General features: G+C 66.9%; 11 protein-coding genes and 1 riboswitch. Of the genes, 5 read left to right on the top strand and 6 right to left on the bottom strand.

Annotated elements, in window-relative coordinates:
* Positions 1–30 precede the first annotated feature (30 nt).
* Both ACFCQI_RS06070 and ACFCQI_RS06065 read right to left on the bottom strand, forming a co-directional pair.
* Positions 31–900 carry a helix-turn-helix transcriptional regulator gene (locus ACFCQI_RS06070; protein WP_395120514.1) on the bottom strand — a complete coding sequence of 290 codons (870 nt, stop codon included), beginning with the start codon at positions 898–900 and terminating at the stop codon, positions 31–33.
* A 34-nt stretch (positions 901–934) separates the two neighbouring features.
* Positions 935–1,960 carry a ribonucleotide-diphosphate reductase subunit beta gene (locus ACFCQI_RS06065; RefSeq protein ID WP_395120512.1) on the bottom strand — a complete coding sequence of 342 codons (1,026 nt, stop codon included), beginning with the start codon at positions 1,958–1,960 and terminating at the stop codon, positions 935–937.
* 183 nt (positions 1,961–2,143) lie between these two features.
* Between ACFCQI_RS06065 and ACFCQI_RS06060 the strand changes: the two genes are divergently transcribed.
* Positions 2,144–2,440: a GIY-YIG nuclease family protein gene (locus ACFCQI_RS06060; protein ID WP_395120511.1), complete on the top strand. Its 297-nt coding sequence runs from the start codon at positions 2,144–2,146 to the stop codon at positions 2,438–2,440.
* Positions 2,441–2,558: 118 nt separating this feature from the next.
* Here the strand turns inward: ACFCQI_RS06060 and ACFCQI_RS06055 are convergent, their stop codons facing one another.
* Together ACFCQI_RS06055 and glnK are read right to left on the bottom strand one after the other, a co-directional pair.
* The gene (locus tag ACFCQI_RS06055) at positions 2,559–4,988 is read right to left on the bottom strand and encodes a ribonucleoside-diphosphate reductase subunit alpha (protein ID WP_395120509.1); all 2,430 of its coding nucleotides are present in this window, start codon (positions 4,986–4,988) and stop codon (positions 2,559–2,561) included.
* A gap of 153 nt (positions 4,989–5,141) precedes the next feature.
* Positions 5,142–5,357: riboswitch (cobalamin riboswitch) on the bottom strand.
* Positions 5,358–5,446: 89 nt separating this feature from the next.
* The gene (gene glnK, locus ACFCQI_RS06050; protein ID WP_136259205.1) at positions 5,447–5,785 is read right to left on the bottom strand and encodes a P-II family nitrogen regulator; all 339 of its coding nucleotides are present in this window, start codon (positions 5,783–5,785) and stop codon (positions 5,447–5,449) included.
* A gap of 186 nt (positions 5,786–5,971) precedes the next feature.
* Between glnK and ACFCQI_RS06045 the strand changes: the two genes are divergently transcribed.
* The 3 genes from ACFCQI_RS06045 to ACFCQI_RS06035 all read left to right on the top strand — a co-directional run bounded on the left by ACFCQI_RS06045 (position 5,972) and on the right by ACFCQI_RS06035 (position 9,830).
* Complete coding sequence (locus ACFCQI_RS06045; protein ID WP_395121277.1) at positions 5,972–6,235, top strand: accessory factor UbiK family protein; 264 nt, start codon at positions 5,972–5,974, stop codon at positions 6,233–6,235.
* 148 nt (positions 6,236–6,383) lie between these two features.
* The gene (locus ACFCQI_RS06040) at positions 6,384–7,877 is read left to right on the top strand and encodes a YifB family Mg chelatase-like AAA ATPase (RefSeq protein ID WP_395120508.1); all 1,494 of its coding nucleotides are present in this window, start codon (positions 6,384–6,386) and stop codon (positions 7,875–7,877) included.
* Between the two features lie 165 nt (positions 7,878–8,042).
* Positions 8,043–9,830 carry a cation:proton antiporter gene (locus ACFCQI_RS06035; protein WP_395120506.1) on the top strand — a complete coding sequence of 596 codons (1,788 nt, stop codon included), beginning with the start codon at positions 8,043–8,045 and terminating at the stop codon, positions 9,828–9,830.
* Positions 9,831–9,929: 99 nt separating this feature from the next.
* Here the strand turns inward: ACFCQI_RS06035 and aceA are convergent, their stop codons facing one another.
* Positions 9,930–11,225 (bottom strand): isocitrate lyase, encoded by a 1,296-nt coding sequence (gene aceA, locus ACFCQI_RS06030; RefSeq protein WP_395120505.1) that lies wholly within the window; start codon positions 11,223–11,225, stop codon positions 9,930–9,932.
* Between the two features lie 142 nt (positions 11,226–11,367).
* Positions 11,368–12,960: a malate synthase A gene (gene aceB / locus ACFCQI_RS06025; protein ID WP_395120504.1), complete on the bottom strand. Its 1,593-nt coding sequence runs from the start codon at positions 12,958–12,960 to the stop codon at positions 11,368–11,370.
* A 123-nt stretch (positions 12,961–13,083) separates the two neighbouring features.
* Between aceB and ACFCQI_RS06020 the strand changes: the two genes are divergently transcribed.
* The gene (locus tag ACFCQI_RS06020) at positions 13,084–14,124 is read left to right on the top strand and encodes a LysR family transcriptional regulator (RefSeq protein ID WP_395120503.1); all 1,041 of its coding nucleotides are present in this window, start codon (positions 13,084–13,086) and stop codon (positions 14,122–14,124) included.
* Positions 14,125–14,163 lie beyond the last annotated feature (39 nt).

Genomic DNA, 14,163 nt, shown 5'->3' with positions numbered 1-14,163 from the left:
CCCGGCGAGCGGCCGGGCACGGCTCCGACGCTAGGACTCCGGCCGGTGTGCCGCTATCAAATTCTTGCCCGTGCGGGCCAGCGCCGACGGATGCAGGGTCGCGCGCGCGGCGCGTGGGGTCAGTCCGACATGTCGCCGGAAGGTGGCGCCGAAATGGCTCTGATGACTGAAGCCCAGCTCGCTGGCCAGTGCGGCGAGATTGTCCGCGCCGTGGGCGAGGCGGTCGAGTGCGAGCGCGATGCGCAAGCGCGTGCGGTAGACGACCAGGCTGCTGCCGCAGGCGCGGCGAAACAGGCGCGAAAGGTGGAACGGCGAGCAACCGGCATGGGTGGCGAGTTCGGCCAGTCCGACGTCTGCGGTCGGATCGGCCAGCAGCACTTCCTGCACCCGACCGAGTCGACGCCGGGTGGCAGCGGACAGCGGCGCGATGCTCGCTGCAGCATCGTGCCGAAGCACCGCAGTGCACAGTGCGGCGGCGGCTTCCTCCACCCGCAGCCTGTCGCGCCCGTCGTGGGCGAGCGCCGCGTGGAGCGCACGATGCCGGTACTGATCGACGGCTTCGACCGGTCGCGCCGCGTCGGCCGACCCGCGCAGGCGCCGGCCGAACAGCGCCTCCTCGTGCGCGGGCGCCACCTCGAAACAGCTGCCGGCGTCGCCGCCCTCGAACGGGTGCGAGATGCGGTAACTGTCGCCGGCGCGGTAGAGCAGGGCGGTGGCGGGGTCGCCCACGTATTCCGCCCCGCGCACGTGATAGCCGAAGCCGCCACGCCGCAGCAGTACCAGGTGAGTGCGCTCGTCGCCGCGTTCGCCGCCGCAACCACCGCGCGGGTGGCTGCAATCGATGTCGGTGATCCGCAGCAGCGGACTGTCGAACAGCACGGTGAGACGGGAGGCACCCATGGCTCGCTCGCTGGGGGCAGGGTGCGCCAGCGTCTCAGAACGCCATGTCGAACGCCACCTCGCCCTGCACGCCGACCTGGTAGGCCGAGACGCGACGCTCGAAGAAGTTGGCCAGCTCCTGCACGTCCTGCAGGTCCATGAAGTCGAACGGGTTCTTCGCGCCGTACTTCTTCGGCATGTCGAGCTGGGCAAAACGCTGGTCGGCGCAGTATTCGAGGTACTGGCGCATGTCCTTCACCGACATGCCGGCCACGCCGCCGGACAGCACGTCCTCGGCGAACTGCGTTTCGCAGGCGATCGCGTCCTCCATCATCTGCTCGACCTGCGCGCGCATGGCGTCGTCGAACAGCTCCGGCTCCTGCTCGCGCACGGTGCGCACCACCTCGAAGGCGAACGCCATGTGCCCGCTCTCGTCGCGGAACACCCAGTTGGTGCCGGCGGCCAGTCCGTGCAGCAGGCCGCGCGAGCGCAGGTAGTAGACGTAGGCGAACGCGGCGTAGAAGAACAACCCCTCGATGCAGGCGGCGAAGCAGATCAGGTTGAGCAGGAACTGGCGGCGATGCTCGCGCGTCTCCAGCCGGTGCAGACCCTGGATCGAGTCGATCCACTTGAAGCAGAACGCACCCTTCTGCCGGATCGACGGGATCGTCTCGATCGCCGCGAACGCGGCGTTGCGCTCGGCCGGGTCGGGAATGTAGGTGTCCAGCAGGGTGAGGTAGAACTGCACGTGCAGCGCCTCCTCGTACAACTGGCGCGACAGGTACATGCGCGCTTCCGGCGCGTTGATGTGCTGGTACAGGTTCAGCACCAGGTTGTTCGACACGATGGTGTCGCCGGTGGCAAAGAACGCCACCAGGCGCCGGATCAGGTGGCGGTCGGCCGGCGACATCTTCGTGTCGAGGTCGCGCGTATCCATCGAGAAATCCACCTCCTCGACGGTCCAGGTGTTCTTGATCGCGTCGCGGTACCTCTCGTAGAAGCCGGGGTAGCGCATCGGGCGCAAGGTAAGTTCAAAGCCAGGGTCCAGGATGTGGGCGTTGCGTTCGGGTTGGGCGGACATGGGGAGGTTCCTCGGATGCATGGGTTTTCGTTCGTCATCCCGGCGAAAGCCGGAAGCGCTTCTCAACGGCGAAGCCGGTCATCCAGCGACTTTTGCCTACGCGGTATCGCGGCAGAAGCCGAAGGCACTGGATTCCAGCTTTCGCTGGAATGACGGGGTTGACGTGTCGCGGAGAGGGTGGGAATGAGAGAGCGCCAGCCTTGTATCTACCTGCTCGCCAGTAGCCGCAATGGCACGTTGTATGTCGGCGTCACTTCCAACCTTCCGGCGCGTGTCTGGCAGCACCGAAACAACGTGACCGAGGGCTTCACCCGGCGTCATCGCGTACACGACCTCGTCTGGTTCGAAGTGCATGAGACGATGGAATCCGCCATCAGCCGCGAAAAGGCGATCAAGGCGTGGAAGCGGGCGTGGAAGATCGAGCTCATCGAGAAATCCAATCCGTACTGGCGCGATCTGTGTGCGGAGATTTGCGGCTGAGTCCCCAAATCCGACACCCGCCCTCACCGTCATTCCAGCGAAAGCTGGAATCCAGCGCCTCTTAAAGAATGCGTGGAAGTCATTGGAGCCCGGCTTTCGCTGGGATGACGAGTGGGACTCATTGGCAGGCCTCGCAGTACTCGGGGTTTTCCAGCGAGCAGACGACGGCCGCAGTCGCCTGGGCTTGATCGCTCACCGTGGTCTTGGCGATCTTCGTGGCAGGCCTCGAGCGCAGGTAGTACGTGGTCTTGATGCCGGCCTTCCACGCGTACATGTACATCGAGCTCAGCTGGCCGATGTTCGGGTTTTCCATGAACAGGTTCAGCGACTGGCTCTGGTCGACATATGCGCCGCGCGCGGCGGCGAGGTCGATCAGCGACTTCTGCGGCAGTTCCCACACCGTGCGGTAGATCGCGCGCAGGCGTTCGGGGATCGCGGCGATGCCCTGCACCGAGCCTTCGGCCAGCTTGATCGCGTCGCGGATTTCGGACGTCCACAGTCCCAGCGTCTTCAGTTCGTCGGCCAGATAGCGATTCACCTGCAGGAAATCGCCGGACAGCGTTTCGCGCTTGAACAGGTTGCTGACCTGCGGCTCGATGCACTCGTAGCAGCCGGCAATCGAGGCGATGGTGGCGGTGGGCGCGATGGCGATCAGCAGCGAGTTGCGCAGGCCGTTTTGCTTGATCTTCTCGCGCAACGCGTCCCAGCGTGTGCTGTCCTGTGGCGTGGCGTTCGGCCAGTGATCGAACTGCAGCTCGCCATTGGCGGCACGGCTTTCGGCAAAGCCGGGATGCGGACCTTCGGCTTCGGCCAGTTCGGCCGATTGCGACAGGGCATTGAAGTAGATCTCCTCGGCGATGCGGGTGGACAGCGCCAGCGCCTCGGGCGAGTCGAATGGCAGGCGCAGCTTGAAGAACACGTCCTGCAGGCCCATCACGCCGAGCCCGACCGGGCGCCACTTCATGTTCGCGTTGCGCGCGGTGTCGATCGGGTAGAAGTTGAGGTCGATCACCCGGTTGAGCTGGCGCACCGCAGTGCGCACGGTCGAGGCGAGCTGGTCGAAGTCGAACGCGCCATCGCGCACATGCCGCGCGAGGTTCACCGAGCCGAGATTGCATACGGCCGTCTCGGTCGCCGAGCTGACTTCCAGGATCTCGGTGCACAGGTTGGACAGGTGGATCACGTTCCCGGATTTGGCCGTCTGGTTGGAGGTGGCGTTGCAGCGGTCCTTGAACGTCATCCAGCCGTTGCCGGTCTGCGCCAGCGTGCGCATCATGCGGGCGTACAGTTCGCGCGCTTTCACGGTCTTCACGGCGAGGCCATCGGCTTCGGCCCTGCGATACGCAACATCGAACGCCTCACCCCAGCTGTCGACGAAGTGCGGCACCACCTTCGGATCGAACAGCGACCAGTCGCCATTGCTTTCGACCCGGCGCATGAACTCGTCGGGAATCCAGTTGGCTATATTGAGGTTGTGCGCGCGGCGGGCATCGTCGCCGGTGTTGTCGCGCAGTTCGAGGAAGTCCTCGATGTCGGCATGCCACGATTCGAGATACACGCAGGCGGCGCCCTTGCGCTTGCCGCCCTGGTTCACCGCGGCCACCGAGGCATCCAGCGTCTTCAGCCACGGCAGCAGGCCGTTGGAGTGGCCGTTGGTGCCGCGGATCAGCGAGCCGCGCGAGCGCACCCGCGAGTACGCCAGGCCGATGCCGCCGGCGAACTTGCTGAGCTTGGCCACGTCGGCGTACTTGTCGTAGATCGACTCCAGCGAGTCGACCGGCGAGTCGAGCAGGTAGCACGAGCTGAGCTGCTCGTGCGCGGTACCGGCGTTGAACAGGGTGGGCGAACTGGCGAGGTATTTCAGCGAGGACAGCAACCGGTACAGTTCCAGCGTCTCGCCGATCTCGTTGCCGCCCAGCGCGCAGGCGACGCGCATGAAGAAGTGCTGCGGTGTCTCGATCACCAGGCGCGTTTGCGGATGGCGCAGCAGGTAGCGGTCGTACACCGTGCGCAGGCCGAAGTATTCGAAGCGGCGGGTGGCGAGCACGTCGATCGCGTCGTTGAACTTGCGTGCGTTGGCGGCCACGAAATCGCGCAGGCGGTCGTTGAGGATGCCCAACTCGGCGCCGCGCGCGATCGACTGCGAATAGCTCTGGATTTCCTGGCCGCCGACCTCCTTGTCGATGTACGCGCCGAGCAGGCGCGCGGCCAGCTGGCCGTATTCGGGTTCCTCCGCGGTCAGCGCGGCGGCGGTGCGGATCGAGAGCTGATCCAGCTCGGCGGTGGTGGCGCCGTCGTACAGGCCGCCGATGGTTTTCAGCGCCACGCGCAGCGGGTCGACGCCGTGCAGCCCTTCGGCGCTGCGCGTCACGGCGCGCACGATCTTGTTGACGTCGACGGCTTCCTGGCCGCCGTTGCGCTTGGTCACGTGCATGGAGGCCGCGCTGTGCGGCGGGGTCAGCGCGAACGCGGTGTCGGTTTGGTGGATGGCGGGTGTTTCGGCGGGCGCGACGGCGCGCTCGCGTTCGGCGGTATCGAGGGCTTGCATGGCAGGTGGCTCCGGCTGGACATCAAACGCCTGCTCCCGCGCGCAGGGCCTGATAGCGAAAGATTCCGGAGGCGGCGCGCAAGTCGGGCGCCGTGCGGCGACCTGGCTTCACGACGCACTTCCCCGCGGAAGCCGTCACTACGCAGCGGGACACGTTCGTCCCGCTGTGCCGGCAGGTCTTCGGACTTGCGGACGAGGATCGAGGCGATCCGCCTACTTGTCTTCGCTTCCCAGCCACGGCGGGCCAGTGCACGTGAAGACGTTCGTTTCCGCTCTACCGCTGCGGGGCAGTTCCGGAGTCACACCGGATTCCCTTTTAAGCCAAACCGATGTCGCATCGGGTCTGGCACCGACGCACACAACATATCGGGTGGCTCGGGAAGGGTCAACCCAACAAGTTGTGCGCAAGTCGTTTTGCGGGCCGGACGCGGCGGCTGCCTGCGCAGGCTGCGGCGACGTTACAGCGCATCGTGATCCAGCTCGCCGGTGCGGATGCGGATCACCTGCTCCAGCGTGCTTACGAAGATCTTGCCGTCGCCGATCTTGCCGGTGCGCGCGGAGGCCTGGATCGCCTCCAGTACACGGTCGAGCTGGTCGTCCGCCACCGCCACTTCCAGCTTGATCTTGGGCAGGAAATCGACCACGTACTCGGCGCCGCGATACAGCTCGGTGTGGCCCTTCTGGCGGCCGAAGCCCTTCACCTCGGTCACCGTGACGCCTTGCACGCCGACCTCGGCCAGCGCCTCGCGCACATCGTCCAGCTTGAACGGCTTGATGATCGCCACGACCAGTTTCATGCAGCATTCCTCGTTTCGGCCGGGCGGCAGGCGCCCGCAAACCTGCATTCTGCCCGGCCGGCGGGGCGCTGTCGCCTCACCGGGAGCGGTGTAGGACAATCCCTACAGTCTTTGATGGAGCATACCGATGGCGGCAACACGCGGCGTTCACCTAGCATTTACCCCGACGAGTTCGAGGCGCTGTCCATGATGGACAAGCAGGATATCGATCAGATTGCCCTGCGACTTGTGTCGTTGGTACCGCCAGGACTGGCACAGGTGCAGCAGGATTTGCGCACCAACTTCCGGGATGTTCTGGCGCAGGGATTGCGCCGCCTCGACCTGGTCACTCGCGAAGAGTTCGACGTGCAGACCCAGGTGCTCGCCCGCACCCGGGCCAAGATCGACGAGCTGGAACAGCGGGTGGCCGAGCTCGAAGCTGTCGTCGCCTCGCGCGGCGGTCAGCGCTGACCACCTCCCGGGAGCCGCCTCCGATCCGTCACCCTCACCCCGAGAACGATCGGAGGCGGTTATTTATCCAGCGCTGCTGATGGAGTCGCGCGATGTTTGTGCCAGTCAGCGCGCCACCGCCATCGCTGCGCCGCCGGCCCCTGGCCGCATGAGCCTCGCCGTCACCCTCAGCCGTGCCCAGGAAGGCATCGCTGCCCCGCAGGTGATGGTCGAGGTGCATCTCTCCGGCGGCTTGCCCTGCACCAACATCGTCGGCCTGCCCGAGGCCGCCGTGCGCGAGGCACGCGACCGCGTGCGCGTGGCAATCCAGAACACTGCCTTCGAGTATCCCAACCGGCGCGTCACGGTGAACCTGGCGCCGGCCGAACTGCCCAAGGATGGCGGGCGTTTCGATCTCTCCATTGCACTGGGCATCCTCGCCGCCAGCGGCCAGGTACCGCGCGAGAAACTGGATGACTGCGAGTTCCTCGGCGAGCTGGCGCTGACCGGCTCGCTGCGCGGCATCTCCGGCGTGCTGCCGGCGCTGCTGCGCGCCCGCGCGCGCGACCGTCGGGTGGTGGTGCCGCGCGAGAACGCGGCCGAGGCCGCGCTGGTGCCGGACGTCGACGTGCGCGTCGCCGAGACCCTCGCCGAAGTCTGCGGCTGGCTGCGCGGTGCGCACGACCTGTCCGCGCCGGTGGGCATCCCCAGCGATGGCGGCGCACATGACGGGCCGGACCTGGCCGACGTGCGCGGGCAGTTGCAGGCACGCCGCGCGCTGGAGATCGCCGCGGTCGGTGGCCATCACCTGCTGCTGGTCGGTCCGCCGGGCACCGGCAAGACCATGCTGGCCGAACGCCTGCCCGGCATCCTGCCGCCGCTGTCGGAATCGGAGGCGCTGGAGACCTGCGCCGTGTTGTCGGTCGCGGGCCAGGTCACCGATCCCGTGCGCTGGCGCCGGCGCCCGTTCCGCGCGCCGCACCATACCGCTTCGGCGGTGGCGCTGGTCGGCGGCGGCTCGTTTCCTCGTCCGGGCGAGATCTCGCTGGCGCACAACGGCGTGTTGTTCCTCGACGAGCTTCCCGAGTTCAGCCGGCACGTGCTGGAGGTGCTGCGCGAGCCGATGGAATCGGGCCATATCATGATTTCCCGGGCGGCGCGGCAATCGACCTTTCCTGCCCAGTTCCAGCTGGTCGCGGCGATGAATCCGTGCCCGTGCGGCTATGCCGGCGAGCCGCGCTGCCAGTGCACGCCCGACCAGGTGCAGCGTTACCGCGCACGTATTTCCGGGCCGCTGCTGGATCGCATCGACCTGTGCGTGCAAGTGCCGCCGGTGGCGCTGGCCGAACTGGGCACGCCCCGCAACGCGCGCGACGAGGACTCCGCCACCGTTCGCGTTCGCGTGCTCCATGCCCGCCGCCACGCACTGATGCGCGCAGGCCGGCCGAACGCGGAGATCAGCACGCGCGAACTGGAGCGCGATTGTGCGCTGGGGCCGGCGGAGCGGCGCTGGTTCGAACAGGCACTCGAGCGGCTGGGCCTCTCCGCGCGCGCCTATCATCGGGTGCTGCGCGTCGCCCGCACGATCGCCGACCTCGACGGCGGCGCCGCCTTGCTCGAACGCGAGCACCTGGCCGAAGCCCTGCAGTACCGCAGGGTGTAAAGGCAGGAGTGAGTGGAGAGGAATGAGGAGTGAGAGAAAGCATGTCGCGACATGCCGTTGCTCTTCTCTCACTCATCATTCCTCTCCGCTCACTCCTGCTCTTTCCTGCTGGACGCACGCGCCGCCGCATGTTCCGATGTCGCCCTGACCATTCCAGGGACTGCGATGACGATCGATCTGGGCCTGATGCTCGCCGGCATGCTGATGATCGGGTTTCTCGCGCAGTGGCTGGCGTGGCGGGTGAGGCTGCCGGCGATCCTGTTCCTGCTGCTGGCCGGCATCGCGCTCGGGCCGGCCACCGGGGTGCTCGATCCGGACAAGCTGCTGGGCGATCTGCTGTTTCCCACCGTGTCGCTGGCGGTGGCGCTGATCCTGTTCGAGGGCAGCCTGACCCTGCGTTTCCACGAACTGCCCGGCATCGGCAAGGCCGTGCGCGGGCTGGTCAGTTACGGCGCGGTGGCCTCGCTGCTGCTGCTGGCGCTGGCTGCGCATCTGGTCGCCGGGTTGGCCTGGCCGATCGCGCTGCTGTTCGGTGCGCTGGGCTGCGTCACCGGCCCGACCGTGATCGCGCCGATGCTGCGCACGCTGCGACCGAACGCGCGCATCGCCAACACGCTGCGCTGGGAAGGCATCGTGATCGACCCGCTGGGCGCGCTGTTCGCGGTGCTGATTTACGAGGCGATCGTGTCGCGGCAGGAAGGCCACACCATCGGCATCTTCCTGGCAACCATCGGTTGCGGCGTGGGGATCGGCGCCTTGGCTGCCTGGCTGATGGCGTTCTTCCTGCGCCGCCAGCTGATCCCCGAATACCTGCAGAACTATGCGGTACTGGCCGCAGTGCTGTTCGCCTTCAGCATCTCCAACACGCTGACCCACGAGTCGGGGCTGCTGGCGGTGACGATCATGGGCATTGCGCTGGGCAACCTGCGCGGGGTGCACATCGACGACATCCTCGATTTCAAGGAAAGCCTCACCACGGTGCTGGTGTCGCTGCTGTTCATCCTGCTGGCGGCACGACTGCACTGGCCGCTGCCGGACGGCATGCTGGGCGCGGGCCTTGCGCTGTTCGTGATTGCGCAGTTGCTGGTGCGGCCATTGACCGTGGCGCTCTCGAGTTTCGGCAGCGGCCTGAATTGGCGCGAGCGCGCACTGATCGGCTGGGTGGCGCCGCGCGGCATCGTGGCGGCGTCGGTTTCCGCGCTGTTCGCGTTGCGCCTGGATCAGCTCGGCGTGGCCGGCGCCGAGGCGCTGGTGCCGCTGGTGTTCACCCTCATCATCGGCACGGTGATCCTGCAGAGCGCCACCGCGCGGCCGCTGGCGATCTGGCTGAAAGTGGCCGAGCCGGAGCCGCGCGGCGTGCTGATCTTCGGCTCGGACCACGTGGCGCGCGCGATCGCCCAGTCGCTGCACGACGCCGGCTTTCGCGTGATGCTGGCCGACGACGACTGGGAGGGCATCCGGCTGGCGCGCATGGACGGGCTGACCACGTTCTTCGGCAACCCGGCCTCGCCGCATGCGGAACGCCATCTCGATCTGACCGGCATCGGCCGGCTGCTCGCGGTGTCCACTCATCGCGAGCGCAATTCGCTCGCCTGCGTGCGCTACCGCCAGGAATTCGGCCGCGACAAGGTGTATCGCCTGCGCAACCTTACCCCGCGCGAGAACACCGACCGCGCCGCGCTCGCCGGCAGCCTGCTGGCGCCGCCGCTGTTCGACGAGGAGATGACCCACGGCCGCTTCGCGCAGATGCTGGACGAAGGCTGGCGGATCAAGTCGACCAAACTCACCGCTACCTTCGACTGGCCGCAATTCGTCGAACAGTACGGTTCCGGCACGGTGCTGATGTTCGGCGTGGAGGAAAAAGGCGCCTTGCGGGTGGCCTCGACCAAGCGCGAACTGGAGCCGAAGCCGGGCTGGACCGTGATCGCGCTTGTACCGGCGAGCGAGAAGTGAGTGAAGAGGAGTGAGGAGTGAGAAAAAGCGGGAGCATTCCGCGCCCTTGCTCTCTCTCACTCCCCACTCCTCTTCACTCACTTCTCGCTTTTCGCCTTCTCACGCGGCCGAGGCCTGCTTGAACTGCGCCTCCTCGGTCGAGCCCTTCAGCGCGGTGGTCGAGGACTGGCCCTGCTGGATCGCCTGGGTCACCGCGTCGAAATAGCCGGTGCCCACTTCGCGCTGGTGCTTCACCGCGGTGAAGCCGCGATCGGCGGAGGCGAACTCCTTTTCCTGCAGTTCGACGAAGGCGCTCATCTGGCGGCGCGCGTAGCCGTGGGCGAGGTCGAACATGCCGTAGTTGAGGCTGTGGAAGCCGGCCAGGGTGATGAACTGGAACTTGTAGCCCATCGCGCCCAGTTCCTTCTGGAAGCGGGCGATGGTGGCGTCGTCCAGGTTCTTCTTCCAGTTGAAGCTGGGCGAGCAGTTGTAGGCCAGCATCTTGCACGGGAACCTGGCGTGGATCGCCTCGGCGAAGCGGCGCGCATCGTCCAGGTTCGGCTTGCTGGTCTCGCACCACACCAGGTCGGCGTAAGGCGCATAGGCCAGCCCGCGGCTGATCGCCTGGTCCAGGCCGGGCCTGACCCGGAAGAAGCCTTCGACGGTGCGCTCGCCAGTGAGGAACGGCTTGTCGTTGTCGTCGATGTCGGAGGTGAGCAGGTCGGCCGCATCGGCATCGGTGCGCGCCACGATCAGCGTCGGCACCCCGGCGACGTCGGCGGCCAGGCGCGCGGCGTTCAACTTGTCGACCGCCTCGCGGGTGGGGACCAGCACCTTGCCGCCCATGTGGCCGCACTTCTTGACGCTGGCCAGCTGATCCTCGAAATGCACGCCGGCGGCGCCGGCCTCGATCATCGCCTTCATCAGCTCGAACGCGTTCAGCACGCCGCCGAAGCCTGCCTCGGCATCGGCCACGATCGGCACCAGCCAGTCGATGTCGTGGTTGTCCTCGGCGTGGTGCAACTGATCGGCGCGCAGCAAGGTGTTGTTGATGCGCTTGACCACCAGCGGCACCGAGTTGGCCGGGTACAGCGACTGGTCGGGATACATTTCGCCGGCCACGTTGGCGTCGGCGGCGACCTGCCAGCCGCTCAGGTAGATCGCCTGCAGGCCGGCCTTGACCTGCTGCATCGCCTGGTTGCCGGTGAGTGCGCCGAGCGCGTTGACGAACTCCTCCTGGTGCAGCGACTTCCACAACCGCTCGGCACCGCGACGGGCCAGCGAATGCTCGACCGCGACGGTGCCGCGCAGGCGCACCACGTCATCGGCGGAGTAGTTGCGCTGGACGCCGGCCCAGCGGGCATTGTTCTTCCAGTCCAGACTGATCTGTTCGGCGGTGGGCAGGGTGCTCTTCATGGCATGGCTCCGGTGGTGTTGAGCCCCTCTCCCTGCGGGAGAGGGGTTGGGGAGAGGGTTCGGACGGAGCGTGTCAGCACACTCCGCCGCGCCCCCTCATCCGCCCTTCGGGCACCTTCTCCCGGAGGGAGAAGGGAGAAAATCACAGTTGGTCGTACGCGGGCAGGGTGAGGAAGTCGGCCAGTTCGTCCGCATGGGTCATGCGGGAGATCAGGGCGGCGGCCGCATCGGCGCGGGCGGCGCCGGGGTGCTGGCTCTGGCGCAGGCGATGGGTGTGGGCGGCAAGCGCCTGGTCGAACAGCGCGAAGTCGATCGGTGCATGGTCGGGGAACTCGAGATCTCCGTGATGCAGCCATTGCCACAACTGCGCGCGGGCGATCTCGGCCGTGGCGGCGTCTTCCATCAGGTGATGGATCGGTACGCAGCCCAGGCCGTCCAGCCATGCGGCGGTATAGCGCAGGCACACCTCGACGTTGTTGTCGAAGCCGGCGCGGCTGATGGTGCCGCCGGGCGCGGCGAGCAGCTGCTCGCGGCTCACCCGCACGTCCTCGCGCAGTTTGCCGAGCTGGTTCGGCGCGGGCATGTATTCGTCGAAGATCGCCTGCGCCACCGGCACCAGCGCGGGGTGGGCGACCCAGGTGCCGTCGTGGCCGGCTTTGACCTCGCGCAGTTTGTCGGCGCGCACCTTGTCCAGTGCCGCTTCGTTCGCCGCCTCGTCGCCCTTGATCGGGATCTGCGCCGCCATGCCGCCCATCGCGAAGGCGCCGCGGCGGTGGCAGGTCTTGATCAGCAACTCGGAATAGCCTTTCAGGAACGGCACCGTCATGCCGACCTGGCCGCGCTCGGGGAGCAGGCGGTCGCGATGGCCGCGCAGCGTTTTCAGGTAGGAAAAAATGTAATCCCAGCGACCGCAGTTGAGGCCGACGATGCGACGGCGCAGCGCGTGCAGGATCTCGTCCATCTGGAACGCGGCCGGCAGGGTCTCGATCAGCACCGTGGCCTTCATCGTGCCGCGCGGCAGCTGCAGTTCGGCCTCGGCGGCGCTCATCACCTCTTCCCACAGCGCGGCCTCTTCCATCGCCTCCAGCTTGGGCAGGTAGAAGTACGGGCCGCGGTCGCGCTGGTGCAGCGTGCGTGCGTTGTGGAACACGAACAGGCCGAAGTCGACCAGCGCGCCAGACAGCGGGGTGCCTTCCACGCTGAAAAAGCGGTCATGCAGATGCCAGCCGCGCGGGCGCACCACCAGCACGGCGGGGTTGCTGCCGACCTGGTAGGTCTTGCCCTCGGGCGAACGGAACGTGATCGTGCCGTCGACTGCATCGCGCAGATTGACCTGGCCGTCCAGCTGGTTGGCGAAGGTGGGCGAGGAGGAATCCTCGAAGTCGGCCATGAACACCCTGGCGCCGGAATTCAGCGCGTTGATGATCATCTTGCGCTCCACCGGGCCGGTGATCTCCACGCGGCGGTCGCGCAGCGCGGCCGGGATCGGTGCCACGTTCCAATCCGATTCGCGGATTGCCGCCGTGTCGGCGCGGAAATCCGGCAGGGCACCGGCATCCCAGGCAGCCTGGCGCTGGCGACGCTCTCGCAGCAGGTGTTGCCGCGACGCCTCGAAGCGACGGTGCAGCCGGGCCAGGAACGCCAGCGCGGCCGGGGTCAGGATGGCCGCGTAGGCGGCGCCGTCGGCGAGGACCTCCGCGGGGCCGGTGTGGAGTTGTTCCTGCGCTGCTGCCATCGTTTCGCTCCGCGTCGTGGGTGACTCGAAGCTAGGCCGGCAAATGTCTGTTTGACAAAGTGAATGTTTCAATCATTACTATGAGCAACATCAATATCTGACACAACTTGCTGAAATGACTTGATGAAAACTCCCGGCGTTCCGCTGAAGCAGCCGAAAAAATCGTCTCGCAGCGCAGCAAAAAAACGTACCCCCGGCGAACGCGCCGAGGAGGCTGGCGGCCGCTTCTACTACAAGGGCAATCGCCACAAGCAACTGCGCGCCTTCGTCAGCGTGGTGAAACTGGGTACGCTGACCCGCGCCGCCGAAGCGTTGTACGTGTCGCAACCCACCATCAGCCTGCAGTTGCAGGCGCTGGAACGCGAGCTCGGCGCCACCCTGCTTGAGCGCCGTCGCCGGCGCATCAATCTCACCGACGCGGGCGAGGCGCTGTACGAGCTGGCGCGCCCGCTGGTGGAAGGCTGGGACACGCTGGATCGCGATTTCCAGGCGAAGGCGAAGGGTCTGCAGGCCGGCCGGCTGGTGATCGCCGCCGGCACCTCCACCATCCAGTACCTGCTGCCGGAACTGGTTCGCCGCTATCGCGAACGCTTCCCGGCGGTGCAACTGCAGTTGGCCAACGTGACCGGCAAGGACGGCATGGCCATGCTGCGTGCCGACGAGGCGGATTTCGCGGTCGGCTCGATGCTGGACGTGCCCAACGACATCGCCTGGGCGCCGGTGCAGCACTACGACCCGATGCTGATCATGCCGCCCGACCACCCGCTGGCGACGAAGGACAAGATCATCCTGGAGGATCTTTCACCCTACGGACTGATCCTGCCGCCGCAGCGCCTCTCCACCTATCGACTGGTCGACCTGGTGTTCCAGCAGCGGCAGGTGCCCTATCACGTCGCGATCGAGGTCGGCGGCTGGGACGTGATCAAGGAATACGTGGCGATGGGCATGGGCATCTCCATCGTCACCGGCATCTGCATCACCGACGCCGACCGCGGGCGCCTGGCCGTGCGCAACATGAAGCAGTTCTTTCCCCAGCGCAGCTACGGCGTGGTGATGCGCAAGGGCAAGTTCCTCAGCGCCGAGGCACGCGCCTTCATCGACCTGATTCGCCCCGGGCTGCTGACGCATCGCGAACACGATGATCCGGGGCATTCGCAGCGGTGATGCCCGAGGCCGCTCTGCGAACCTCGCCCCTGCGTGCGG

This window comes from Rhodanobacter sp. FW102-FHT14D06, assembly GCF_043950705.1.
In the GTDB taxonomy this organism is placed as follows: domain Bacteria; phylum Pseudomonadota; class Gammaproteobacteria; order Xanthomonadales; family Rhodanobacteraceae; genus Rhodanobacter.
Note: the sequence above shows the minus strand (reverse complement) of the source record. Positions and strands in the feature narration are given on the sequence as shown.